This is a genomic window from Bacillus horti, assembly GCF_030813115.1.
Classification (GTDB): Bacteria; Bacillota; Bacilli; order Caldalkalibacillales; family JCM-10596; genus Bacillus_CH; species Bacillus_CH horti.
In genome coordinates this window covers 209,843-235,121 of sequence record NZ_JAUSTY010000003.1, presented here as the reverse complement: position 1 = coordinate 235,121, position 25,279 = coordinate 209,843, and the positions used below count along the sequence as shown (strand labels likewise).

Annotated in this window: 20 protein-coding genes and 1 riboswitch; of the genes, 4 read left to right on the top strand and 16 right to left on the bottom strand. The window is 41.3% G+C overall.

Annotated elements, in window-relative coordinates:
- The first annotated feature begins 182 nt into the window (after positions 1 to 182).
- Positions 183 to 1,286, top strand: a complete 1,104-nt coding sequence (gene nadA, locus J2S11_RS04740) for a quinolinate synthase NadA (RefSeq protein WP_307391630.1) — start codon at positions 183 to 185, stop codon at positions 1,284 to 1,286.
- 121 nt (positions 1,287 to 1,407) lie between these two features.
- Here nadA and J2S11_RS04735 read toward each other — a convergent pair whose 3' ends face one another.
- The 12 genes from J2S11_RS04735 to J2S11_RS04680 form a co-directional block, all read right to left on the bottom strand.
- Positions 1,408 to 2,733 carry a S8 family peptidase gene (locus J2S11_RS04735; RefSeq protein ID WP_307391627.1) on the bottom strand — a complete coding sequence of 442 codons (1,326 nt, stop codon included), beginning with the start codon at positions 2,731 to 2,733 and terminating at the stop codon, positions 1,408 to 1,410.
- A 236-nt stretch (positions 2,734 to 2,969) separates the two neighbouring features.
- Positions 2,970 to 3,914 (bottom strand): glycine betaine ABC transporter substrate-binding protein, encoded by a 945-nt coding sequence (locus J2S11_RS04730; protein ID WP_307391625.1) that lies wholly within the window; start codon positions 3,912 to 3,914, stop codon positions 2,970 to 2,972.
- A gap of 111 nt (positions 3,915 to 4,025) precedes the next feature.
- A complete protein-coding gene (locus tag J2S11_RS04725) occupies positions 4,026 to 4,886 on the bottom strand; it encodes an ABC transporter permease (protein WP_307391622.1) in 861 nt (286 codons plus the stop codon).
- Positions 4,883 to 6,079: a quaternary amine ABC transporter ATP-binding protein gene (locus J2S11_RS04720; RefSeq protein WP_307391619.1), complete on the bottom strand. Its 1,197-nt coding sequence runs from the start codon at positions 6,077 to 6,079 to the stop codon at positions 4,883 to 4,885. The genes J2S11_RS04725 and J2S11_RS04720 overlap by 4 nt, the downstream gene beginning before the upstream one ends.
- A gap of 466 nt (positions 6,080 to 6,545) precedes the next feature.
- Positions 6,546 to 7,277, bottom strand: a complete 732-nt coding sequence (locus tag J2S11_RS04715) for an ABC transporter permease (protein ID WP_307391618.1) — start codon at positions 7,275 to 7,277, stop codon at positions 6,546 to 6,548.
- The gene (locus J2S11_RS04710) at positions 7,277 to 7,984 is read right to left on the bottom strand and encodes a fluoroquinolone export ABC transporter permease subunit (RefSeq protein WP_307391615.1); all 708 of its coding nucleotides are present in this window, start codon (positions 7,982 to 7,984) and stop codon (positions 7,277 to 7,279) included. Before J2S11_RS04710 ends, J2S11_RS04715 begins: the two co-directional genes overlap by 1 nt.
- Complete coding sequence (locus J2S11_RS04705; protein ID WP_307391613.1) at positions 7,981 to 8,832, bottom strand: ABC transporter ATP-binding protein; 852 nt, start codon at positions 8,830 to 8,832, stop codon at positions 7,981 to 7,983. Before J2S11_RS04705 ends, J2S11_RS04710 begins: the two co-directional genes overlap by 4 nt.
- 33 nt (positions 8,833 to 8,865) lie before the next feature.
- Positions 8,866 to 10,245, bottom strand: a complete 1,380-nt coding sequence (locus tag J2S11_RS04700) for a TrkH family potassium uptake protein (RefSeq protein WP_370875449.1) — start codon at positions 10,243 to 10,245, stop codon at positions 8,866 to 8,868.
- A gap of 240 nt (positions 10,246 to 10,485) precedes the next feature.
- A riboswitch (cyclic di-AMP (ydaO/yuaA leader) is annotated at positions 10,486 to 10,647 on the bottom strand.
- A 261-nt stretch (positions 10,648 to 10,908) separates the two neighbouring features.
- Positions 10,909 to 12,093 (bottom strand): class I SAM-dependent methyltransferase, encoded by a 1,185-nt coding sequence (locus J2S11_RS04695; protein ID WP_307391610.1) that lies wholly within the window; start codon positions 12,091 to 12,093, stop codon positions 10,909 to 10,911.
- Between the two features lie 94 nt (positions 12,094 to 12,187).
- The gene (locus tag J2S11_RS04690) at positions 12,188 to 12,889 is read right to left on the bottom strand and encodes a Na-translocating system protein MpsC family protein (RefSeq protein WP_307391607.1); all 702 of its coding nucleotides are present in this window, start codon (positions 12,887 to 12,889) and stop codon (positions 12,188 to 12,190) included.
- A gap of 36 nt (positions 12,890 to 12,925) precedes the next feature.
- Positions 12,926 to 13,612: a Na-translocating system protein MpsC family protein gene (locus J2S11_RS04685; RefSeq protein ID WP_307391606.1), complete on the bottom strand. Its 687-nt coding sequence runs from the start codon at positions 13,610 to 13,612 to the stop codon at positions 12,926 to 12,928.
- Between the two features lie 353 nt (positions 13,613 to 13,965).
- Positions 13,966 to 14,637 carry a uracil-DNA glycosylase gene (locus J2S11_RS04680; RefSeq protein ID WP_307391604.1) on the bottom strand — a complete coding sequence of 224 codons (672 nt, stop codon included), beginning with the start codon at positions 14,635 to 14,637 and terminating at the stop codon, positions 13,966 to 13,968.
- Between the two features lie 290 nt (positions 14,638 to 14,927).
- On the opposite strand from J2S11_RS04680, the gene J2S11_RS04675 reads away from it, so the two are divergent.
- Positions 14,928 to 16,094: an alanyl-tRNA editing protein gene (locus tag J2S11_RS04675; protein ID WP_307391602.1), complete on the top strand. Its 1,167-nt coding sequence runs from the start codon at positions 14,928 to 14,930 to the stop codon at positions 16,092 to 16,094.
- 347 nt (positions 16,095 to 16,441) lie between these two features.
- Here the strand turns inward: J2S11_RS04675 and J2S11_RS04670 are convergent, their stop codons facing one another.
- Both J2S11_RS04670 and J2S11_RS04665 read right to left on the bottom strand, forming a co-directional pair.
- A complete protein-coding gene (locus J2S11_RS04670; RefSeq protein WP_307391599.1) occupies positions 16,442 to 17,377 on the bottom strand; it encodes an RNA polymerase sigma factor in 936 nt (311 codons plus the stop codon).
- Positions 17,378 to 17,612: 235 nt separating this feature from the next.
- The gene (locus tag J2S11_RS04665) at positions 17,613 to 21,317 is read right to left on the bottom strand and encodes a DUF6359 domain-containing protein (RefSeq protein WP_307391597.1); all 3,705 of its coding nucleotides are present in this window, start codon (positions 21,315 to 21,317) and stop codon (positions 17,613 to 17,615) included.
- A 180-nt stretch (positions 21,318 to 21,497) separates the two neighbouring features.
- Between J2S11_RS04665 and J2S11_RS04660 the strand changes: the two genes are divergently transcribed.
- Positions 21,498 to 21,698, top strand: coding sequence for a hypothetical protein (locus tag J2S11_RS04660; RefSeq protein ID WP_307391594.1), 201 nt, complete (start codon positions 21,498 to 21,500; stop codon positions 21,696 to 21,698).
- Between the two features lie 63 nt (positions 21,699 to 21,761).
- Positions 21,762 to 22,115 carry a DUF3889 domain-containing protein gene (locus J2S11_RS04655; protein WP_307391592.1) on the top strand — a complete coding sequence of 118 codons (354 nt, stop codon included), beginning with the start codon at positions 21,762 to 21,764 and terminating at the stop codon, positions 22,113 to 22,115.
- Positions 22,116 to 22,257: 142 nt separating this feature from the next.
- Here J2S11_RS04655 and J2S11_RS04650 read toward each other — a convergent pair whose 3' ends face one another.
- On the bottom strand, positions 22,258 to 23,844 hold the full coding sequence (locus J2S11_RS04650) for a sigma-54 interaction domain-containing protein (RefSeq protein WP_307391590.1): 1,587 nt from the start codon (positions 23,842 to 23,844) through the stop codon (positions 22,258 to 22,260).
- Positions 23,845 to 23,991: 147 nt separating this feature from the next.
- Entirely contained in the window at positions 23,992 to 25,200 is a 1,209-nt protein-coding gene (locus J2S11_RS04645; protein WP_307391588.1) for a trans-sulfuration enzyme family protein, read from the bottom strand.
- Positions 25,201 to 25,279: the final 79 nt, after the last annotated feature.

Genomic DNA, 25,279 nt, shown 5'->3' with positions numbered 1-25,279 from the left:
CTTTTTTTGAACAGAATTTATATATAAAAGTAAAAACCTATTGTTATTATTGTAGTTTTGTGTCAATATAGATGTCAAGACACATGTAAAGCTAATGTTTCAAACAGCTGATAATTTCATCTTATCTAGGCTAATTTTCTTTATTTTGTGAAATAATTCACATTATTTTGGAGGTAATTCTGATGAGTGTACTAAATCTTCTAAGCAAGCAGTCTATGCTGCCTGCTTCTTATAAAGCATTGAGCGTACCAGACATGGAAGCCCGTGTTCATGAAATCAAAGCCCATTTTGGGGATCGTTTATTTATACCCGGACATCATTATCAAAAGGATGAAGTCATTCAATTCTCTGACGCTACAGGTGACTCTCTGCAGCTAGCACAGGTTTCAGCTGGGAATCGGGCGGCAGAGTACATTGTATTCTGCGGTGTACATTTTATGGCTGAGACTGCTGATATTCTAACAGATGATTATCAACAGGTGATTTTGCCTGACATGCGTGCGGGCTGTTCAATGGCTGATATGGCTGATATTGATCAAACAGAAAAAGCGTGGACAGTTTTTCAGGAAATGTTTGGTGACACCATTATTCCACTTACCTATGTGAACTCTACAGCGGCTATTAAAGCGTTTTGTGGCAAGCATGGTGGCGCAACGGTAACCTCTTCTAATGCGAAAAAGATGATTGAATGGGCTTTCACTCAAAAGCCAAGACTTCTATTCCTACCTGATCAGCATTTAGGTCGTAACACAGCGTATGATATTGGTGTTCCTTTGGACCAAATGGCTGTATGGAACCCGATTAACAACCAGTTTGAATACGAAGGTGACCTTGAACAGGCAAAGGTTATTTTATGGAAGGGACACTGCTCTGTCCATGAAAAATTCACTGTGCAAAACATCGCTGATTTGCGTAAGAATGAACCAGACATGAGAATTATTGTTCATCCTGAATGCTCACATGAAGTCGTTCAACTAGCGGATGATGCAGGTTCAACACATTACATTATAGAAACCTTGAAAAAAGCAGCACCAGGTACAAAATGGGCAGTTGGGACAGAAATGAATCTAGTCAATCGGTTAAGCGATACACATATAGATAAAACGATTATCTCACTAAACCCTAATATGTGTCCTTGTTTGACAATGAATCGCATTGATTTACCTCACCTGCTATGGGTATTAGAGGAGCTTAAGAATGGAGTTGTCATTAATCCAATTAAGGTCGATTCTGAAACTGCGCATTTATCTAAGCTTGCTCTAGACCGGATGCTTGAGAGAGCTTGATAAGATTAAAGGCTTATTTTAACTGATAAAAAGACCTTAAATAAGACGTCTTACTTACTGAAATAAAAAATCACCTCCGACCCCACTCCGTAACGGTGAGATTGGAGGTGTTTTTTATGCCCTAGCTGCTAAGAGACTGCTCCGCATCTACATATCCATGTCCCTGTACAATTCTAGGATAGCCTCGATCCTCTGCTCCATTTAGCAGCTTCTGCTTCACCTCATCCGGTGTCAAGTTTGGCTGAGCCTCTAGCAGCTGTGCTACAATACCTGCAACGATAGGAGTAGCCATTGATGTCCCTGATAAAGAAAGATAATTCTCTCCCACTCGGCTTCCTTTCTGCATTTTATAAAGATAGGAGCCCGGTGCATTTGGAGCAATAATGTTAACCCCTGGAGCTAGTACGTCTGGCTTAGGCAATTGGTCAATAGTTGGACCTCTGCTAGAGAAGCTTGCTACTCGGTCATCAGCTCGCTCATCGGTCCTTTGATCATCCATCGCTCCAACTGTAATGATTTTTGGACTTATACCTGGACTGGCTATCGTTCCGTTATCCGGTCCGTCGTTTCCTGCGGCGGCAACGACAACGATCCCATTGTCCCAAGCCTTATTCACTATATCAACTAACGGATCATCAGCAGCCGATTGCTGAGCAGGCGCACCAAGGGAAAGAGAAATAATTTTAATATTATATAGATCTTTGTAATCCATACACCATTGAATGCCCTCCATAACTGTAGATAAAGAGCCTGAACCCATTCGATTTAAGACCTTCACTCCCACAAGGTTAGCTTCATACGCTGGTCCTTGATACAGACCTCCTGATGCAAACCCATTTCCTGCTGCATCACCCGCACAATGTGTACCATGACCATTGTCATCATACGCTTCTGTTCGATTTTGTACGAAATCCTTAAAGCCAACCAGACGATCCTCAGGCTGTGTAAAATCCTGATGACCATGTATACCGGTATCCACAACGGCTATGGTTACACCTTTCCCTGTAAATCCTGATTGCTGCAGGGCCGGAGACTTAACTGTAGGCGTAGCCACATTCAGTAGTGACTGAACTTTGCGATCATAGTAAATTTTTTTAATCCCTGAATAGTGCACCAAAAGCTCTTCAATCGCATTAGGTGAAAGCTCACAGGAGCACGCAGACAAGCTGTGATACTTTGCCTTCCATTCACATTTTGCGTCCTTGTGAATCATTTCGTGTACGGCCTGCATGTTACTGGAAAGTGCTTGCCCGTTTGTACTCTCCTCTTCAAATTGAATGATAACAGGTATTTTTTTGTTTCTCACCACCCAACCTTCAATCAATTTATGCAGGACACAAGGGATCCATTTCATAGGTCGGTATAGGTTCACTAGTTGATGTCTCATCATTTTATCTAGCTTTGTACTATGTCGACGCACAAGGGTAAGCATGGAAAAACCAAGCATACATATCCCTCCTTTTTGTTAAGCTACGGTATTCTATGAGGGAGCTTGTTCAAAGGAAGCGGTGTTTGTCCGACCTAAGGGACAGATGCTTGAGCATATTTTTTATTAATAAAATAAGCAATCCCTATTAACATGAAGCTAAAAGGAATTGCTTTTGTATTTGTATGATCCTTAAACTATTAGGAAAGGTGCCCCTATAAAGGAGCACCCTTCCCGTAAGATCAGTCTGAGCAGGCTTAGTTTCCTAGCATCTCATTCACATGATCTTGATTATTATCAATCCATTCTTGCGCTACTTCCTCTGCAGAAGCACCGTCCTCAATTTTGAGGATCATTTCCTCAATATCGTCTACAGGAATACTCCAGTTGCTTAAGAATTCGAACGCTTCAGGAGCTTCCTCTTCTACGTTTTCATTCGTGATAACATGGACTTGTGAAGCTTCAAAAAATTTCTCTGGATCCTCTAATACTTTTAGATCCCAGTTTACGAACATTGGATGTGGTCTCCATCCTAGGAAAATAACAGGCTCCTCATTGTTAATCATTCTTGTCGCCTGTGTGAGCATACCTGCTTCACTGGAAGCGACATACTCGAAATCTAGGTCATAGGCTTCAATCATTTCACGGGACGTGATGGTCATACCAGCCCCTTCTTCAATACCATATATTCTTCCATCAAACATGCTTTCATTTCCAATTAGATCTTCAAAAGAATCAATGTCAACATACTCAGGAACAACCCAACCAAGCTCTCCGTCAGGATAGCTAACCGCTGTATCAACTAACGAATCTCCGTAACGATCCATGTAGTTGGCATGCATATCTGGCAGCCAAGAATCCATAAATACATCGATATCTCCGCGAGAAAGGCCTGTGTAGACGACACCTGCATCTGCTTCTTGTAGATTAATGGTATAGCCCATATCTTCAAGTAAAATCTTCGCTACATGTGTAGGAGGAATTGTACTTGTCCAAGGAGTTACCCCAAACGTAAGTGTTCCTTTTTCCTCTGGAGCTGCTTCTCCATCTGTACCATTCCCATCCTCAGTTCCTGTACCTTCTTCAACACCTGTTCCTTCTTCTGATCCATCGCCATTATCAGCCGCACACCCTGCTGCAACTAATACGAAGATTAAACTTAAGAATAATGTTAGCTTTAACCAGTTCTTTTGTTTCATCATATTCTTTAAATTCCTCCTCTTAAAATAAACATAGTTTGTTTGTCTGTTATTCCTGAATCATCTATATGTTCTTACATGACTCATAACTTGAATTACATTATTTTGTCCGAATTATGATTTATTCGGATTATATTTCTTTCCTAGCCCTTCAGTAATACGGTCTAATAGGATAGCAAGCACAACAATTCCTAATCCACCTACTAGTCCCATTCCTACGTTAACACTGGAAATACCCGCATTAACGATAGACCCTAGCCCCGGTGCTCCAATCATCGATGCGATAACCGCCATGGATAAGGCAAGCATAATCGTCTGATTAATACCAGCCATAATGGTAGGTAAAGCCATTGGGAGCTGTACCTTCCGGAGCATTTGCCAAGAGGTTGAACCGAAGGCTCTAGATGCCTCGATCACTTCTGTTGGCACCTGTCTAATACCTAGATTGGTTAGCCTAACAGCTGGTGGAGTAGCGAAAACAAACGTCGCAATCACAGCCGGAACCACGCCAATTCCGAATAAAAGAACGGCAGGAATCAAATATACAAAACTCGGTAAGGTCTGCATAAAATCGAGAATGGGTCGTACGACACGATTGACCGCCTCGGATTTAGCACTCATTATACCTAATGGGAGCCCAATGATAATGGAACATAATGTAGCTGTTAGCACGACAGCCAGAGTCTGCATCCCAGCATTCCACACATTAATTCCTGATAGCTCGACGTTCCCTAAATAAATCAATCCGATTAAACTAAATATAGCAACACCCCTGCCAGCCAAATACCAAGCTAGACCAACAAGGACTACAGTCATTAGCTCGGCAGGAATCCAAATTAAAAAGCTTGTAAAATGGCCTACAAAGAAGGCAATCCACTTACTGATTACATCAAAAAATGGACCCAAAACAGGAATTAACCATTCATCGACAAACGTATTGGTCCATCTATCTAATGGAAAGTTGAAATAATTCACGATCCATTCACCTCCTCGCCTTTTCCTAAGGCAAGACCAGAAAGAATAGATACCCTAACAATAATTCCCTCAAGCTTTCCTTCCTCAACGACCGCAATAGGATATTTCGTTTCAGCTGCCACACCTATAAGCTCATTTAATAACGTATTAGGTGGAACAATAGGATAATCTTGAATAAGGACGTCTTCTACCCACTTATTTTCTTTTAGAGCTTTGATAGCAGCATCAATCGTTAGTAATCCTTTTAGCATTCGATCCTTATCGACAACAAAAATACTGGAGATTCCTTTATCCTCCATTTTTCGGATGGCTACACGCGGGCCTTCCTTCCATGTTGTGACCACATCTGGCTTTTTCATAATGTGTGAGGCTTCTAGGACTTTAGAGCGGTCAACGTCCTGTACGAACGTGGAGACATATTCATTCGAAGGAGATGTCATAATCTCTTCAGGGGTACCAATCTGAACAATTTTACCATCCTTCATCATGGCAATCCTGTCCCCAAGTTTAAGTGCTTCGTCCAAGTCATGGGTGATGAATAAGATGGTTTTCTTAAGTGTTCTTTGCAATTGTAAAAGCTCATCTTGCATTTCTTTTCTAATTAAGGGATCTAGCGCACTAAACGCTTCATCCATCAACAGAATATCTGATTCATTAGCCAAGGCTCGGGCTAATCCTACCCTCTGCTGCATACCACCACTAAGCTCGTCTGGCTTGCTGTTTTCGTATCCCTTTAGGCCAACAACCTCAAGGGATTCTCTTGCTTTCTTTTCACGTTCTTGCTTGGGAATACCCTGTACCTCCAAACCATACTCTACGTTCTTTAGTACCGTGCGATGAGGAAATAGAGCAAAGCGCTGGAATACCATTCCTAGCTTTTTTCGACGTGTTTGCATCAATTGTGTTTTATCCATTTTTACGATGTTTTCACCGTCAATGTGGATATCGCCATAGGTGGGGTTAATGAGGCGGTTGATAAGGCGGATAAGCGTTGATTTACCACTTCCTGAAAGACCCATAATGACAAAGAGCTCGCCCTCTTCGACTTCAAAGGTGGCTCGGTCAACACCGATATTCATGCCCGTGTCTTTGAAGATTTGTTGTTTACTCTGGCCTTTTTCTAAGCGCTGATACGCTTCCTTAGGCTTAGAGCCGAAAATTTTGGTGACTCCCCTCACTTCAATCTTTTTCATATTCAGTTTGACTCCTCTCTATACCTTATTCATTATAAGTAGAGGGTTTTTAGAGTACAAATCGTGTATTCTCCATAATTTCTACCTATCCATGTGTATGTGAAACTGTAAGCAAACTAGTAGATAAGTTCCTTAGGATTCTTCCAGAATACTGGACGATGGTCTCATTTTCACCTCTTTCATTTCATATTTTGGTAAAAAACAAGGAACATTATACTTTCTTTAGAAAAATGGAGAATGAGTACCATGGTTTACGTACCCTTATCTCCTCCCTTTTAAACCAAAAAAGAGGAGAAAATTTTTTTCTCCTCTAAACGACCTATATTCATTCCTCCTTCTAAGTAACCAGTTAATGATACGTGGAATCGAATTAATTGGAAGGAAGTCTATCAAGATATTAATATTAAACCTAATGTAAAGGTCGAAATTATCAGACATGGAATTATTAACTAATTGGCACTGACTACTATGATTGTTGGCGGTAATACCGTAGAAACAAGCTGGTGAGCAGAAGCATATGAAATATCAATCCTATCATATACAAGAAGAATGTTATTCCTAAATTCTCACCGAGTAGTGCCCCATTCAAATATAGTCTAGAAGGCCAATAGGTCGGCAGTATAATGCCTAATGTTTGCCACGGGTCAGGGATGAAGTAAGGAAAAATGGCACCCAGCAGCATGAGACTGGCGAGCTTTGATAGAGCTAGTCCTTCTACCTTGTTGGCGGCGAAGGCGACTAGGAAAAGTGTGTAAAGTGGTGCTTGCAAGGCGAGTAAAATAAGGACGGCAATATTTTCAATTTGGTGTTTTGAAATGCCGTTGGCCAAGAGGAATAAAGCCGACATTAGAATCGTTATTGTAACAGGTAAAAGTAGACGGTAAATCAAATAACCATGTCTCCCTAGTGGAGATACTGTATAGTAATCTATAATCCTTTCATCGCGCTCATCGAGCATAAGCAATCCTGTTGCCGTACCAATTAATTGAGGGATAACAAGCATGATGAGTATCGTAATAAAATCATTATAGGACAGAAGATCAAATCCAGTATACACAATCAGCCAGTCTGCAACTACAGGCAAGACATACCGAATAAGAAGAAGTAGTAACAGAGGACCAATACCAATTAGCATAAACATGGGATTCCTAGCCGCATTTTTTATATCACTGATAAGCAAGGTCTTATATTTAAGCATCAGTTTTTCCCCTCATCCAACATTTTTATCGTTCTTTGTAACAGACTTACGCTCCACCAGCCTGCAAAACCAATCCATAACAATAAAACTATAATTGCGTACACCGCATCACCTAGACTAATGATTTGATTTGATCCTTCAATAAGGAGAAGGGATCCTTCAGTCGGTAGAAGCTTATAGAGTGGTGAAGGAAGCCAATTTAAATATCCAAGAACAGGAAATACGAACGGTAGGGCGAAGCCTTGAGACAGCAGAAGAAATCCATTAATAGAGTGACTAAGCACGGCTGCACACATCCCGAGTAACGTAAAGAAGAAGGAGGATAACAATACTCCAAGTGTGAATGCGATCGGCGAAACAGGCCATCCCTTCACAGCTATATGAATGACGTAAGCTGCAGCTAGCGAAAGGACAGAGAGGGAAAGGCACCTAGCAATGACATACTCTTTTACGCGAAGCGGAGTAGCAAACAGACTCTCCTGAATGCCCTGTTCTCTTTCCAACAAAAGCATACCTCCTGAGAAAAAAAGCCCTAAAGCTGCCGGGTCAGAGAATGTAAGCAGGACGATTGTTTTATCCACATAGGCTTCTGGTAGTAAAAGTAAGAGACTGATATAAACGGCGCAAACCAACAGATAAACATGGTAGAAACGTTGCTTCCATTGAAAGCGAACATCGAAAGTCACTAGACTTCTAATCCTCATCATAAGCTTGCTCCTGTCACCTTCATAAAGATTTGGTCCAACGTGGCTTCCATAGAATGCATCGTAATGATAGGGTGAGAGCGAATCACATGAAGATAACGCTCGTTTTCTCCTATACCTTCTAACGGGAATTCCTCAGTATAACGTTGGCCATCTACTTCGAACTCCACCTTGAGCTGACGTTGTCCGTACTGTAGCATCAGATTTTTTGGCGAATCAATTAGATTAATTTCACCACCCACAATAAAGGCAACTCGGTCGCATAGCTGTTCAGCAGTCTGCATCTGGTGGGTGGTGAGTAGAATCGTAGTTCCAGATTGTTTGCGTTCTAGGATGAGTTGCTTTAATCTATCTGCATTGACGGGATCGAGTCCAGAGGTAGGTTCATCAAGAAAAAGGATTTCTGGATTCCCAAGTATGGCACGGCAGTAATTTAAGCGCATTTTCATGCCCTTTGAGAAGTGCTCGAATTTGACATGTGCATATTCCTTTAGGTTTACTTGCTCTAATAAAGCTATAGGGTCGTTCTCCTGATTGCGATAGAGAGATTGGAAATGTCTCAGGTTTTCTAATGCTGTAAACCGACTATAAAAGTTAGGGAATTCAAAAGCTACTCCAATCCGTTCATAGTAATCGGAAGTCACAGTTTTCATCTCTTGGGAAAATACTTGGACAGAACCTGTGTAGTTTCTTAATTTACCGATCAAGATGTTTTGCGTAGTGCTTTTGCCTGCCCCAGAAGGTCCTAAAAAACCAAGAATCTCCCCTCGCTTCACTTCGAAATTTAGTCCATGCAATATTTTTTGTTCATACTTCGGATACGCATAGTTCAAATTTTTCACCTGAATCACATGTCTCACTCCCTGTTTTTCCTATTTGCATTTTTAACCAATCAAAATATGATCTTCCGGGTAACCCAGTTTTGATGATCTTTTTTTACGGGCCAAGGCAAAGGCCAACGTCAATGGGCCCAACCGTCCCGCAAACATGGTGAGGGTGACGATGACCTTGCCAAGGGGAGATAATTCGCTGGTCAGTCCCATGGAAAGCCCTGTTGTGCTAAAAGCAGAAGTAGCTTCAAATAAAACTTCAAGAAAATGTTCCTCCAACATGTCTTCTGTAATAGTTAAGAGCAGCGCAACGACAAGCACAAAGGTAAGTGAACTAATGACGACAGCAAGGGCACGCATGACGACTTCTTGATTAATTTTGCGCTGGAAGGCATGGATCTGTCCACCGCCGCGAAAGGTGTTTAGAGTGGCCAAAAGGAGAACAACGAAGGTGTTGACCTTGATTCCCCCACCTGTGCCGCCTGATGCCGCTCCGATAAACATCAATATGATGATGACAAATTGAGAGGCAGTCAGCATGCTGGCAATATCAATGGTATTGAATCCCGCACTTCGGGGTGTAGCTCCTTGGAAGAAAGCAGCTGAAACCCGTTCCCCAAAAGTTAAATGACCAAATGTATTGTAGTTCCAGCTCTCCAGTAAAAAGATAAGGAGAAAACCTCCTGCCAAAAGAAGACCGGATGCGAGAAGCACAATTTTGGAATGCAGGGATAGCCTGCGCCAAGAGCGTTTCTGCACAAGATCAACCACTACGATATATCCCAACCCACCAATAAGAAATAGTAAGACAATAGTTATGATTACGACTGGATCGTCTAAAAATCCAGATAAGCTATCGGACCAAAGAGCAAAGCCCGCATTGTTAAAAGCAGATATTGTGTGGAATAACGCATAATAGGCAGCCTGACCAAGACCCATTTCATCCTTCCATCTCAAAGTAAGGATGACTGTTGCCAAGCTTTCCAAAATAAACACAATCATAGCAATGTATAAACTCAACTTCACCAAACCTTGGGATGAGACGGATTGGGTTGTTTGCTGAATAATCAATCTTTGTTTTAAACCAATTTTTTTGCCTAGTACAATAGCCACCATGACCCCTAACGTCATAAATCCCAAGCCTCCAATTTGAATAAGCATCATAATGACGACTTGCCCAAACGTAGAGTATACACTTCCGGTATCTACAACGACTAACCCGTTTACACAAACGGCTGAAGTAGCGGTAAACCATGCATCAAGCAAGCCAACCGACTTCCCACTGGCTGATGAAAGGGGTAGGGAGAGCAGGAGAGTTCCAATTCCAATTAATAGAGCAAATACACTCATAATCAGTTGAGGTGGACCCATCTCCTGAATTCGTGTTCTAACGTTTCTTCTCATACTTATTCTCCATATAACGAATGTCTTCATTACGGCCAATCATCAACAGAATATCTCCCGTGCTGAACCGAATCGACCCAGCCCGATGATCATAAATTGTTTTTTCATACTTTCAAATCACCGCCTCATTATTGTTTAACTCTTACCTTTTTTATCACATCAATGGCTGCTTTTATCAGTAGTATCAGTACCAATAAAACACAAAAAAACCCAAGAGCAGAGAATTCTGCTGCCAGGGTTTTGCATGACAAATAACATGGTAACGGGCTGCGCTTCTCTCTCAAACGCCTACGAGGTTAGCTGTCGGGTTCGGGCTTGAGAGTGCCCGTCGTTATGATTGTATGACAACCAAAACGATTAACCCCATTGAAACCAAATTGGCTTCAGGTGGTTCCCCCGTTTTCCATAATGGAAACTCGGCGACTTTATGCAATTAAAGAATTATTATAAGGAATAATACTCCTATTTTCGATAAAAGTAAAGTGTAAAAATGGATGAAGGATAAAGGTACTGATCTAGCCACGCAAAACAGTCATCATTGAAGTGATACATGGGAGTAATGAATAGAGGGAAGGTAATCTATTTTTCTATTTATTGCTTGGCGGTCACCTTAATTATATTATTTTTCTTTTAAAATATGTGGTATTGCACAAATGCAATACCACATACGTTTGATAAAGAACTAAAAGTTTTTTAACTCTCTTCTAATAAAGGGGCTAGCCTATCTTCAAGAGCACGCTCCAAATAAGGCTTAGCTTGAATAAAGTCTCTAAATGTCGTGTATTCTCTGACTAGCTGCTTTTGTTTGTCCTTTGCTAAGGACTCCTCTTTGATAGCTCGAATTAATATATTTTTCGGGGTATGCTCCAAATCTATAAATTCCAGCAGCTGTGTCCTATATCTCAAAATACTGAGTAGCTTTGCTCGGATGGAATCTGTTGCTAATGAAGCAAAGCGTTCTTTTATAAGACCGTGACCCAGCATAGGCTCAAGGATATCGTTATCTATTTGCGTCAATAGCTCATGCTGACAGCAGGGAACAGACAAAATAATCCCTGCATTCCAACGTACAGCTTTTTCAAGAGCCGCATCCGTTGCCGTATCACAGGCGTGCAAGGTGACCATCATATCAATGGCACTCTTCTCATCATACTTGGCAATATCCCCTACTTTAAACTGTAGGTTCTCATAACCAAACTGTTCAGCGAGCTGCTGACAGTGACGAATTACATCCTCTTTTAAATCTAATCCCGTGATATGCACGTCAAGCTTTTCAAGCTCAACTAAGTAATAGTACAGAGCAAACGTTAGATATGATTTACCACAGCCGAAATCTAGGATTTGTACTGTTCGATTCCTTGGAAGATGTGGAAGAATATCACGAATCATTTCAAGAAAACGATTGATCTGCCTGTATTTATCATATTTCTTATTGTGAACTTTGCCTGATTCAGTCATGACTCCTAATTCAACGAGAAATGGTACAGCTATGCCCTCTTCTAAAATATACGTTTTCTGGCGATTATGCTGACGATCAATGCTCTTTTTAGTCGGAGGCTTTGTCATGATTTTTAGCTTCCCTTTTTTACTCACTAGGATGTGATAGTCATTATCGGTTGTTTGAAGCACTGCCTGTCTATAGCTTTCCTGCAAGAGACTTTCTACCCGCTCTATAGACTCCTCACCTAGCAAGTTTTCATGCTTCACCTTGTTTTCATAATAATAGCTGAATTGATAGTGCATAACTCCCTTCAGCTCCACTGGCTTAATTTGAACTTTTTGGGCTAGAGATCCGTCCTTCTTACGCACCTGACTGAGAATGGCTTGTACCCACGTGTTCTGCTCTATGTGTTGTCGTAATATGTTAATCAGTTCCACTAGCACTTCCTCCTATTTAAGCATCATACTCAGCTATGAGTGAGATTACTTCTAGATAACTTATTATAGCGATCTGACGTTAGAGTTGCCAGTGTCATGATTTTAGAACAAAACACATAAGTCCTTTATCCTCTTTTAAATTCCAATCGACAAAGATATCATTGACCTGTCGTCTAAAAATCTGTTCAAATTGACCACTTCGGTGAAAATGAGCCTTTTCCAATTCATCTTTTGTAAATAGAAGTTCCTTTTCAAAGCCTTTAGCAATCAAAGCTTTTTCTATAGGAATCAAAATCCCTATTCTTAGAACAACATAGATGGTAGGTGAGATCCGATGAACCGTCGTTTCATTTGGTACCTTTTGTACTAGCCCACTAATCCGATTGACCTCTGCTTCTAGCTTTTCAATATCTACTGACTCCTCTTCTCCCCGTGTTTCCTGAACAAAGCGCTGTTCATCATGCTGTAGAGCGGCTATAATCACACCTGAATTATTCGGAAAGTTCCAATCGTGATAGAAGCTACCCACCTCTATATCAAAGGTGACCTGTATCACTCCCTTTAATTCCTCCACCGTGCTTGTAATGATTGTCCTTCGTGCACTTGTTACACTCTTGCTTCTTTTCTCCTGGAGCAATACCTCTTCCATAGGAGAAATGAATCCACGTATGTAAAAAACCAGGTACCGGTTGTTGATCGCTGCATAGCAGGATTCCGGTCCTCTGCCAAATTTTTTCCGCAGTAGCTTACTCATATAGCTACTGACATGCTTTAGCTTATCTTGAATGTATTCCATTTCCTCACCATATCCTTTATCCTATAGTTGTTAGACTCAGCTTGCTTTAAGGATCTCTAAGTAAATGAGAGCTGTATCTTGTTCATAGTCCCAAAGAACAGAAACGTGGTCAAAGGTATGCTCATAATCCCAGCCCAGTCTTTGGCTTAATCGGTGGAGGAAGCTTGCTCTTCTAGGATTTTCTCTTTTTCTTAAAAGCTTCTCATGCCCTTGCTTAAATAGCATTTTCTCTATATCAAATAATACCCCCGAACAAGCAAGTAAAAAAGCATGCTGGTGGACTTCCATCACTTTTACCCTTTCTGGTTCAGTATGAATCTCGGTATAACAGTCTACCACGATTTCTGCAAATGTATGAGCGGAATTCGCTACATCTGACATGAATCCTTTCTCTTCTTTGGCCATGATGATACCTTGATTAGCTCCGTACTTCCAATCGTAATACCACCTCTCTACCTGGAATGCCATCGTTTGCTTTAGTTGATCCTCTAGCTCTTCTAGCAATGGCTTCATGATGACATCACGTATTTTCTCCACGAGAAACATTTCACCCTGATTAATGAGGCTTGATTCCAACGGAGATAAGATATTTTTGAGTGTGATGACTAAGTAGGGGCTGTGCAAATAAGAAGTACATGTCGGAGGGCTCATGCCAAAGTAAGTTGACATTTTGTCTTTCAGCATGATTGAGATTCGTTGAGTTTGGTTGTCATTAGGAATCATTTTATTAAATTGTCCCCCTTTAGTTGCTTGATCAGCTCCTTTTTCTTTTTCATCTTTATAGAGTCTGGTCGAGTATAAGTATGTATTCACTTACTGTACGGTAAAACTTGGGCTTTCAAATAAGAAAAAGCCTAACTTCTCTATGATATAAAGAAGTTAGGCCATGGAAAGACTACACTTTCTTCCATTTACCTAAGGAATAGCGTTATGTAAGCTAATTGAAATCTTAAGATTAGTCGGTAATTAATGACAGTTAGACATTAACCAACGCTAGTATATACCATAAACCTTTTTGTTTCAACCACTTTCAGATACCCCGCCTAAGATTTCACGCCCATCTATCCCTTTCTTCTTTAAGCTTGTAAATTCCACTTAACGGATTCTTGCCCTGAATCCTGCAGAAGCTGATTGGCAGTAGAAAATGGACGGCTGCCGAAAAATCCACGACGCGCTGAAAACGGACTAGGATGTGGAGACTGAAGAATGGAATGCTGAGGATTAGTGATAAGTAGCTTTTTCTCTTGAGCGTGTTTGCCCCACAGAATAAATATCACTGGCTTTTCTCTCTCATTCAATTTCCTGATGACTTGATCCGTAAACGTTTCCCAGCCCATCCCTTTATGGGAATTAGGTTGACCTTGTCTAACCGTTAAAACGGTGTTTAATAAAAGCACTCCTTGCTTCGCCCATTCTATTAAGTGACCATGATTGGGGATTTGGAAGCCTACGTCTTGTTCGAGCTCCTTATAGATGTTCTGTAATGATGGTGGCGTTGGGACACCGGGCTGTACCGAAAAGCTCAGCCCGTGGGCCTGTCCATGTCCATGATATGGATCCTGGCCTAAAATGACAATCTTTGTTTCGGCATATGGAGTATAGTGCAAGGCGTTAAATATGTCATACATGGATGGAAACACCTTAGTGGTTGCGTACTCCTTTTTCAGGAATTCTCTAAGCTCTAGATAATAGGGTTTCTCAAATTCTTCTGCTAAAATGTCTGCCCAATCGTTTTTTAATATACTCATAATTTCTTCTCCTGCATGCGTTTTAGCTTTTAATTCATATGTCAAAGCTATCTTTCTCTCTATGGTAACATACTAAGACCAGTACTACATTGTAAGAGATCATTAATCGAAATAGTCATTTAGGAATTCCCATGAAAAGGCTATTGTGTAATTATACCATGTTCCTTTGCTCTACTTCGTATCTACCAACCAATTTGTTTTACGTGATATACTTAGTTATTCTATGATGATATTCCGTTAGGCAACTTCCTTACCAAAATAGGTTTACTACTCAAAAAGGAGAGCGAATCATGACCAAGAAACTGTATTATTCCGATTCATACCTTAAAATGTGGCAAGCAAAGGTTGTACAAGTTATAGAAAAAGAATATGAGATTCTGGTACGTTTAGATGTAACCGCTTTTTATCCCCATGGAGGAGGACAGCCCTGTGATCTAGGGTCTATTGATGGAATTCCTGTGTTAGACGTCTACAGTGAGGGTGAACATATTTGGCATAAGCTTGAACGATTGCCCAAAGACACTGAAGTGACGTGTACAATAGATTGGGAGCGAAGATTTGACCATATGCAACAGCATACTGGTCAACACTTACTTTCTGCCCTTTGCTTGGAAGGGCTTAATGCTCAAACCATTAGCTTTCATTTAGGCTTGGATCATGTCAGCATTGACGTGGCTAAGTGGCCCTTAAAATGGGAGGAACTGATGACTTTAGAGCGGGAGGTTAACAGACAAATCTATTTAAATAGAAGCATACATAGCTATTTTGTTACAGAAGATGAGGCGAAAAGCCTTCCGCTCGTCAAGCCACCTACAGTTAGCGGCAGTGTTCGTATCGTAGAAATCGAAGATATTGAATACAACGCCTGTGGAGGCACTCATGTTTCTCGTACAGGTGAGATAGGCATCATTAAAATGCTAAAAGCAGAAAAGCACAAGGAAGGTACTCGGATTTATTTCAAATGCGGTTATCGTGCCTTGCAGGACTATAATGAAGGTCTACAAACTCTTACAACACTAGCAGCTACCTTCCAAGCAGGACGCGAGCATATTCTGGATCGTTTCGCTAAATGGGAGGAGGAGCGCAAACAGCTTGAAGCAGAGCTAATCAGCCTACAAAAAAGGAATCGTGCCTATCAAGCACAGGAGCTGTTGAATCATTCCCCCGGAAATGTCGTTGCCCATGTATTTGCTGATCAATCCTTCAAGGATATACAGCAGCTTGCCCAGGAGATTGCTTCTGGACATGATGTTCTTGTTCTTTTTGCTACCACCGCGGAAAACAAATTAATTCTACTCCATAACGGTACTCAGCAGGTAGCTTGTGGAAAGCTTTTTAAAGAGCATTTATCCACCTTCAACGGTAAAGGGGGAGGCAGTGATAAGACTGCCCAAGCTGGTTTTACCTCGAAGGAGGATATGTTGAAGTTTTTTGATTTTCTCGGTCAATTTAGGTAGAGATGTACGTGCAGGTTTATTCCCATCATCCCAGCTCTAACGGACATTTTTAAATCTTAAGCATCGATTTTACCTGCTTTGATTTCTAACGGTCATTTTCGACCCTTAGAAGGCATCATTCATCGATTTTTGTTCAAAAATCTCGGCTAAGGTGCAGATATGACCGTTAGAATTTTCGAAGGTCGAAAATACGGCTCTAAGCTGCAAATATGTCCGTTAGAATTCCCAAGATTCGAAAATACAGCTCTAAGATGCAAAAATATGTCCGTTAGCGGAAATGTTCGTAAAAGAGATGTCTTTTCCACATTTAATGGACTGCACTGACATATCATTATTACATTTACATCTTAAACCTGCTCCCAGTTAACAGGAGGTTTATTTAGTTGCACAGGTACCCCCAACTCTTTGCTAACCGCAAACAAGAATTGCTTACAGAAGAAATAGCTTTTATGAGCTACAATCTTACTATTCTCTACTTCCTGATATTGCACGTCATGTAGCGCTTTCCCTTGTTCAGTTTGAGCAAAGGTGATGATGACCCTTCTGCCCCATAAAACTCTTTCCTCAGCGAATACGGCTCCTAGTTTGCCCCCTTGTAGTGAACCGCTGCGCATTTCATTTTTGGAGTATTCCTGAAATCCTGAAACGGCTTCGTTCACCGTGTGCTCATTAAATAATTCGAGCATAGCAGTGATGTCTCCACTATTGAAGGCTTTGAGATAAGCATCAATTACAGCTCTACCTTCCCCTCCTACCCTTTCCATATCAACAGCCTGTTCCTCAGTAGGTTTGCCTTCCTTTATACGATTTTTCAGAGTTTCTCTTGCTCGTTTTGCAGCAGCGTAAACTCCTCCTTGAGTAGAATGTAACATTCCGGCTACCTCACTCCCCGAAAAATGGAATATATCCAGCAATAAGAAAGCAGCGGTCTGACGAGGTGGAAGAATGTTTGTTAATAAATATACAGCTTCCTCCAGCTCCAATGAATCATGGGGATACTCGACTGGTGCATTTTCTTCCTGCAAGGGATCGAGCTTTACTTTCTGTTTCCTACACCAATCTATCCACAAGTTGGTCGCCATCCGAAAGAGATAGGATTTTGGATTGGTTGGATGCCACCTCTGATAGAGCATGCCGAAAGCTTTCAGCAGAGTTTCCTGAAACAAATCCTCGCCATCCCATGGAGAGCCAGTTATATAACGGCAATACCTCCATAGCTCATCACGAAACGGCTCAGTTAGGTTTTTGAATTGGTCTTGCACTTCCCGATTGGACTGAATCATACTCATAAATTGTTGTTTTGATTCGATAACAATAACCTCCTTTTTCTTTGTTCAATATGTAAGACGGATTATGAGAACAAAATTCTACGCAAAATGAGGAAATTTTTTTGGTTCTCTGTATTATCCTATAAGATATGTAGAAATTGCACTTCTAAACATAAACCAAGAATAGGCGTGGCGCGCTCAAGGGCACGACACACCTATTCAAAATTGGACCTATATACAGCTTAAAGCGTTACTCCTTCTCGTACTGCGCCTTCAACTGCTCAATATACTGAACAAGCTCAGCTTCATCTTCTTCAGATAAGCCCTTGTTTCCTCTTTGAGCATCCTCGAGCACCTTATCTAGAGTATCAATCCCTTTATCATGTTGTTGCTCGGCCTTCTTCGTTAGACCTACTTTGGAAAGCTCATCAGCTAGAGTAAAGTAAACCTCTGCTTTAGCTACTTTAACAACAAGAGAAACCTTTGCTCCGTGATTCTTAAAGGAAATACGATCAATTAGCTCATACAAGCCTCTGAAATCAACCAAGTCAGGTTCACCTGGCTCACCTGGCTCTTCTCCCCCTTGGGCAGGAGTAATATCTGCTGCACCTCTAGGCTTAAGCTGGTACGTTCCGTTAAACTGACTTGAAATCCCCGTTATATCTACAACATCCCCGTTTTGAAATTCAAAATCATCAAAAACTAATCCCGTACGGTTATCCACACGTACAACTACTGATTCTGTCCCTAGGTTCGCTGTGAATTCAAAAGTTCCAAAGTTATTGACCTGCTGCAAATTAGCGATTTCCACTTCTTCTAAGGATACTAATTGACCTTCATTATCCTTGCTGATCTGTGCTGGACTCACAGCTACCGCTGTAGGCACCTCTATTGTTGATGTTGTTTCTAGATGAGTTAGGGAAGCAAGCTGGAACTCTCCATTGAAAATTCCTGTTGTCCCTGTAAGCTGTACTACATCACCTGGGTCCACATCCGCTTGATTCTGGAATACATATGCTCCTGCCGTTTCATCTTGTACATAGAATCCTTTAGAGCCCCATGCACCTACCTGTGTAGTCACAACCGCTTCAATACTTACTTCTGTACCAGCAGGTACATTTCTCGCTTCTGCAAGCGTAATATATTCTGGCTCTGGACCTGGTTCCTGTCCGTCCACAAATTCATAGGCAGAAGGAGATCTTAATCCAGGCTGTGAAAAGTATGCTGCTAAATCGCCCGTAATGCGTACTGCTTGACCCAAATTTTCTGGGTTATCCACTAGGTTAAGGGCTGCTCGCAGCTGTCCTTGTGGAAGCTGTACAGGAAGAATTTTCGTACGATCACGTTCACTAGCATCATCCGCTAATAAAAGGTTAGTCGCTTGGAAGGGAGTTCCTTCTCCGTCAAAGTTCCAGTTCATGCTTCCAACAATATATCCTTGAACCGTGGCTGTACCTGAATTATTTTCAATCGCTTCTGCAACTGAAATATAATCTGGCTCAGGCTGCTGTACATCTACGAATTCATAAGCTGATGGTGATCTTAAACCAGGCTGTGAAAAGTAAGCCGCTAAGTCACCTGTAATGCGTACTGCTTGACCTAAGTTCTCTGGATTGTCTACAAGATTAAGAGCTGCACGTAGCTGCCCTTGTGGAAGCTGTACAGGTAGGATCTTCGTGCGGTCCCTTTCATCTGGGCTATCAGCTAGTAATAGATTTGTTGCTTGGAACGGTGTTTCTTGTCCATCAAAATTCCAGTTCATTGTTCCTACAATATATCCTTGGACAGTGGCAGAGCCTGAATTATTTTCAATCGCCTCCGCTACTGAGATTACCCCGTCAGGAAGCTCAGGTCCTGGACCGCCTTGTCCTTGGATAGTGATCCGTTGGCCTTCCTGATAATCAATAGGACCCTGATGACCTTGAACAAATTCGATAACAGCTTCCCACACCTTACCATGGTCACTACCCACCGTTTCAGAGCCAAGGTTGTAGAAGTTCGCTCCATGCATGTAGTTGTTATAAGCAACGGTATACTCAGCCTGTAAATCTAGTGCTGTTCCATCCTCTAGAGTAATGATCACATCACTAAACCTGTCACTCCCTGTTCCTGGAACTAACACATAGTTTAATCCAGATGCTTGAATATCTACACTACGATAATAGTTCGATTGGGAAAGAATAACTTCCTTAATTCGCTCACCTGTAGCTTTTACAACCACAACGTCATTCGAGAAATTATCTAGCCCCTGAATTTGTCGATCTGTTATATCTCCAGCAGGAATTTGCCCTGTAACAGATGAGCCATTTAACAGACCGAAGTCAGCTTGACCCTTTGCTTTTACTGCATCCGTGTATAAATTTCCTAAGCCAGCATCAGATCTAGCTTTGTTTGTATCAGAAAGACCTCTTTCTGTAGAACCAATCACCTCTCCAGGATTTCCACCTGTAGGATCAATCGTTACTTTAATACGACCTTCAGTTGCTGGATAATCAATGACTCCTTGTTCAGCCATAAGCTTCTCACCATAAGAGATCATGGCATTTGTCATGAACCCTGCGGATGGCTGTAACACCTCTCCTACAAACTCATAGCCACTTCCACCTGTTCCAATATAGTCTGGAATGGCAAGAGTGTATGTGCCCTCTAAATCAATTGGCTCACCATTAACCTCTAAATAAGAATCTAAATAGTTTCTTGCCGTATCCACAAAGATTTCATAATGTAAACCTGATGTTTGGAGATCAATCTGATTACGATCATCTCTTGTATAGGAGTATTCAATCACGTCCTTAATCGCCTGACCTGTCATTTCAATTTCCATGACTTCATTAGCAAAAGGCTCTATTCGATAAATATCTCCAGCCGTAATCTCACCAACGGATATCCCGTCTCTGATTCCTCCATTATTTGTTAAGGAGATATCTGCTCCAACAAGATTACGCATCGCATCTGTCCAGAAGTTCCCTAAGGCAACATCACGATTCGTACGACCATCTCTTGTTAAACCTGTATTCGTGTATCCAATTACTTTCCCTAAAATCTCTTCCATGTCCTCGTTATATTGATCTACGATATCCTGAATATCTTGATCCACATCAACGAGATCAGCCACTCTTTGAAGATGACCTTGAAAACCTTCAATTTCCTTTGTTTGACTGTTAATTGTAAACGTCAAATTACCAACATTCGTACCGTTGGCTCCCGTTTGGACAATAGGTGTTCCATTGACAACTTGAGGTTGGTTTAACGTTGTATGAGAATGTCCTCCAATAATCACATCAAGAAAATCTACTTCAGCTGCCAGCTGACGATCCTCTGGATAGCCAATGTGAGTTAAACCAATGAGAATATCCACTTCATCCTTCAGAAACTCGTACTGTCTCACTGCATCAGCATAATCCTCATTAAACTCGATTCCTACCACATTGGCTGGTGCGGTTGAAGGAGGAGCTTCCGTAATGGACAGTACTCCCACTGTCAAATCGTCTAACTCAAAGATTTTATACGGATCTGGCTGTTCAATAGGAATGCTAGAATCCACAATATTTGTATTTGCGCTTAACCAGGGGAAGTTAGATTCTGCTACACGATTAGCAAATTCCTCTTGTCCATAATCAAATTCATGATTTCCAATTGTTAACGCATCTAATCCTAATAAATTTAATAGATTAATAATAGGTCGGCCTTGCTGCAAATCTACGACAGGGTTTCCACTAAAAATATCCCCTGCATCTAGATATAAAGAGTAATCGGCCAATTGTCTTTGAGATTCAATATAAGAGGAAATCTTACCAAAGCCATCAATGCTTGCATGAATGTCATTGGTATGTAAAACTTTGAATGTGATGACCTCATCTGTATTCGCTAAGCTAGTAGTTTGAAACCCTGGAATCAACAATGAAAACACTAAAACAAGCGTCAGTAAAAAAGCTATATACTTAGAACGCACCATTCATTTAGCCTCCCTATTAAAATAGTTTTCTAGTAAACTTACAAATTCATTATAACGCAAGATTATGAATTTTGTATAAATATTAGATTAAAAAATAATTCAAATTTTTATCCGCTCATTACACTGATTTAAACAGCCTTATACGTATTCGAACACACCATCAAATATAGGAGGGACACAATGAAAATTTTTGTTAACAATCAGGAAATCGAGCTATTCCAAGGAGCTACCGTGAAGCACGCTTTATTAAAAGCGAATCCTGAGCTTTACCATCTAGTGTACGATAAAAAAGCTGATGTTTTTGATCAGGAAGGAAACCCAGTAGAGTTACATGGGGCTGTCTCTTCTGGCTGGAGTTATCAAGTGCTAAATAAAAAATGATGCATAATTTTGCTTTCTAGAGCAAAACTAAGGGCAACATTTTCCAAGGAGTGAGAATAAAAAATGAAAAGTTTACTTAAATATACCCTGCTTTCCTGTTGCTTGTTTGTTCTATTCAGTGGGTTTACCCTTCCAGCTAACGCTGTGGCTAGCCATCAAGCAAAAAACTTTGAAATGGCTCAAATCCCTTACGCTAAGTGGGGGGATCTCGCTGTAAAAATTGCCAAGGATACTTTCCCCGACTTTGAAGTCAGCGATTATAAATATATTGGGAGAGAGGAAAAATCAGCCAACACAACTCAAGATCAATTTGAGCTTATCTTGACTAAAAATTCTCAAAAACGAGATGTTATCGTTTCTATTCTGTTTAACAAGCAATCGGGTGAAGTGATATCCGTCAATTTTGAAGAAAAATAACCTTACTACATGCTATTTCTATAAACAAAAAATAAAAGCCAAGCTGTACCACAGAAAGAGGAACCTCCTTCTTCCGGTGTACAAACTGGCTTTTTTTACTTTGCATGTTCTCTAGTCTATCAACCATTACTAAGCCTTCCCGCTATAAACCAAACTTATCAAGCTTACGATATAAAGTAGATAATGAAACATTCAACAACCGCGCTAGTTGACCTTTATCCTGCTGATAGGTAGGAAGCTGCATATAGTGTGCAAGAATCTCCTTTTCACATAGGCTTAATAGCTGTTCCAATCCTTCTTTATTCTGCTCGATTAGGCCAGAAATAGCCTCACCTAATAAGTTGTCCACCCTAGACTCATTCTCAGCGTTAACGTTACCTAAAGGCAAATCTTCAATTTGCTGAACAGCTTCGCTTAAATGTAGAAGATTAGGCGGTAAATCGTTTAGACCCAGTATGACTGATTCCGTCATATTGACCATATATTCTACAGCATTTTCAAACTGTCGTACGTTCCCTGGCCACGTATAAGTGTGCATCCATCGTTCCAAATCTGGATCTAGGCCCACAACTTCTTTCCCTAAAAGAGTACTGTATTTGTGAATGAAATGTCTAATTAGAGCTGAGATATCTCCCCTTCTTGCATGAAGTGTAGGCATATGCAGAGGGATGACATGTATACGATAGTACAAGTCATGGCGAAACAGCCCTTGCCCTACCATTTGGTCTAGATTTCTATGAGTAGCTGCAATAACCCTGATATCTACAGGAATGGAATGATTCCCCCCTACCCGCTCTACCGTCTTTTCTTGCAGAGCCCTCAGTAGCTTAGGCTGCAAAGCTAAGGGCAAATCTCCAATCTCATCTAAAAAAATAGTCCCCTTATGAGCCATTTCTAGTTTTCCACGTCTTCCTTCACGTTTAGCCCCTGTATACGCTCCACCTTCGTAGCCGAATAATTCACTCTCCAGCAAATGCTCAGGAATAGCCGCACAGTTCACCACAACAAAGGGCTGATCCCTTCGGTTTCCTTCATTGTGGATAGCTTGGGCAAGGAGCTCCTTTCCTGTACCACTCTCCCCTAATAGCAAAACGGTAGAAGGACTATTTTTAATTTTATTGGCTTTAGCCAGCACTTCTTTAAATGGGCGGCTTTGTCCGATCATCTGATCAAACGTTATTCGTGACCCTGCTGGATTTCCACGCTTTTCCTCATGGATGAAACAGGTGTCTTTGTCGGAAGCAGACCCCACATCACGATGAGCCGAAGAAGGCTGTTTCCTACTTTGAAGTACATCAATAAGTAATAGCTTATGCTCTAGCAAAGAGCTCATATGGCTTAAAAAGGCAAGGAGCTTGTCCGCATCGTGAATCATGGCTTCCTTCTGAGCAAAATTAAAGCCTACAATTCCAATGACCCCAGCTATCTCATTTTTCTTAAACACTGGAAAGCCTATCGTTGCTAGCTCCGTACAATGCTCAATAAACTGACATTTTTGACATTCCGATTCATTCTTTTTCGTCTCCAGAATCATGCCTGGTTGTCCGGTATGCAGTATAGTTTCAAAAAAGGAGCCAGTGGGCACAGGCTTTCCAATTAATTGCTGGTGAGCTCCCGTTCCACAAATACGCACACCCTGCTGATCAAGGACCGTAACCTCTAGTCCCAAAACCTCAGCTACTGTGTCAGCATACTCTTGCACAAAAGCCTTTATTTTAGCAAAACCCATAGCTGGCCACCTCCTTTTGTACTTCCATTCGTCCGTTCATATTCGCTCTGTTTTGTTCTCTATGTCCTCCGGCTATATATATGCTATATATAATATCATTTTTTTAATGCTGTGTTGAGCTCCAATTAAAACCTACCTTCCTAGCTTCTACTTATCCAACGCTTGAAGCAAATCAGCTATGATATCCTCCGTATTCTCCAATCCTGTTGACAATCGAATTAATCCGTCCGTAATGTGACAGGATTCACGCTCCTCTTGTGGGATAAAGGAATGAGTCATGGACGCTGGATGCTGAACGAGGGTCTCCGGGTCACCCAAGCTAAAGGAGATAAGGGCTAACTGTAAAGAATTAAGAAATGTTTTGGCTCCTTCATACCCACCTGTCACCTCAAAGGATACGATGCCCCCCATTCCTCGCATTTGCTCTTGGGCTAAATCATACTGCGGGTGTGTAGGCAAACCCGGATAGTATACTCTTTTGACCCGTTTATGGCCTTGAAGAACTTCTGCAATGGCCCAGGCTGACGCACAATGCTGTCTCATACGTAAAGCTAGCGTCTTAAGTCCTCTTAAGATGAGATAAGCTTCCCATGCGTTTAAAGGCTGGCCGAGATCACCCATCACATGCTTACGCATCATAGAAATATCTTCGCTCGAACCTACAACAAAGCCAGCCAAAACGTCTCCATGACCATTTAAATATTTTGTGGCACTATGAACAACGATGTCGGCACCTAAAACGAGCGGTTGCTGCAGTAAAGGCGTCATGAACGTATTGTCCACGATCACCTTCAATTGGTATCGATGGGCTAGCTCCGACAGCCTTTTGATATCCAAAATTGTTAAGCAAGGATTCGATGGTGTTTCTAAGTACAGTACTTTCGTATTGGGCTGAATGGCTCGTTCGACAGCATCAAGATCCCTACAATCCACAAAGCTATGATCAATTCCAGAACGCGGAGCTATAGCAGTGATAAACTTAAACGTCCCCCCATATACATCCTTGGTTACTATGACATGATCCCCTTGCTTCAAATAAGCTAATAACGCTACTGTAATGGCAGCCATTCCACTACTTACTCCTAAAGCAGCTTCAGCCTGCTCAAGCTCAGCTATCTTTTCTTCTACTTTGGCCGTGGTTGGGTTCCCATAACGTCCATAATAGGCACCTGGAATGTTTCCAGCTACTACCGCTCCAGCTGTCTCCAAATTCGGAAAGGCATAACCAACGGCAGGAATAATTTCATTCACAATAGCTGTATCTCTACCATAAGGATTGAATTGTTCATAATCGCCCTTGCTCAGCCCCTCTTTATGAGTTGTATGAATTAATGTTGTTTCTAAGCTCCATTTCATTGTCTAATCCCCTCTTTACTTTTCCTTAAGCTTTTACTTATCCAATCATTACTGATTGCAAGAAGACCTTTAATTAAGT

Coding starts and splice junctions, on each gene's coding strand:
- nadA (WP_307391630.1), top strand. CDS start 183: ATGAGTGTACTAAATCTTCTAAGCAAGCAGTCTATGCTGCCTGCTTCT.
- J2S11_RS04735 (WP_307391627.1), bottom strand. CDS start 2,733: ATGCTTGGTTTTTCCATGCTTACCCTTGTGCGTCGACATAGTACAAAG.
- J2S11_RS04730 (WP_307391625.1), bottom strand. CDS start 3,914: ATGATGAAACAAAAGAACTGGTTAAAGCTAACATTATTCTTAAGTTTA.
- J2S11_RS04720 (WP_307391619.1), bottom strand. CDS start 6,079: ATGAAAAAGATTGAAGTGAGGGGAGTCACCAAAATTTTCGGCTCTAAG.
- J2S11_RS04715 (WP_307391618.1), bottom strand. CDS start 7,277: ATGCTTAAATATAAGACCTTGCTTATCAGTGATATAAAAAATGCGGCT.
- J2S11_RS04710 (WP_307391615.1), bottom strand. CDS start 7,984: ATGATGAGGATTAGAAGTCTAGTGACTTTCGATGTTCGCTTTCAATGG.
- J2S11_RS04700 (WP_370875449.1), bottom strand. CDS start 10,245: ATGAAGACATTCGTTATATGGAGAATAAGTATGAGAAGAAACGTTAGA.
- J2S11_RS04690 (WP_307391607.1), bottom strand. CDS start 12,889: ATGGAATACATTCAAGATAAGCTAAAGCATGTCAGTAGCTATATGAGT.
- J2S11_RS04685 (WP_307391606.1), bottom strand. CDS start 13,612: ATGATTCCTAATGACAACCAAACTCAACGAATCTCAATCATGCTGAAA.
- J2S11_RS04680 (WP_307391604.1), bottom strand. CDS start 14,637: ATGAGTATATTAAAAAACGATTGGGCAGACATTTTAGCAGAAGAATTT.
- J2S11_RS04675 (WP_307391602.1), top strand. CDS start 14,928: ATGACCAAGAAACTGTATTATTCCGATTCATACCTTAAAATGTGGCAA.
- J2S11_RS04670 (WP_307391599.1), bottom strand. CDS start 17,377: ATGATTCAGTCCAATCGGGAAGTGCAAGACCAATTCAAAAACCTAACT.
- J2S11_RS04665 (WP_307391597.1), bottom strand. CDS start 21,317: ATGGTGCGTTCTAAGTATATAGCTTTTTTACTGACGCTTGTTTTAGTG.
- J2S11_RS04660 (WP_307391594.1), top strand. CDS start 21,498: ATGAAAATTTTTGTTAACAATCAGGAAATCGAGCTATTCCAAGGAGCT.
- J2S11_RS04655 (WP_307391592.1), top strand. CDS start 21,762: ATGAAAAGTTTACTTAAATATACCCTGCTTTCCTGTTGCTTGTTTGTT.
- J2S11_RS04650 (WP_307391590.1), bottom strand. CDS start 23,844: ATGGGTTTTGCTAAAATAAAGGCTTTTGTGCAAGAGTATGCTGACACA.
- J2S11_RS04645 (WP_307391588.1), bottom strand. CDS start 25,200: ATGAAATGGAGCTTAGAAACAACATTAATTCATACAACTCATAAAGAG.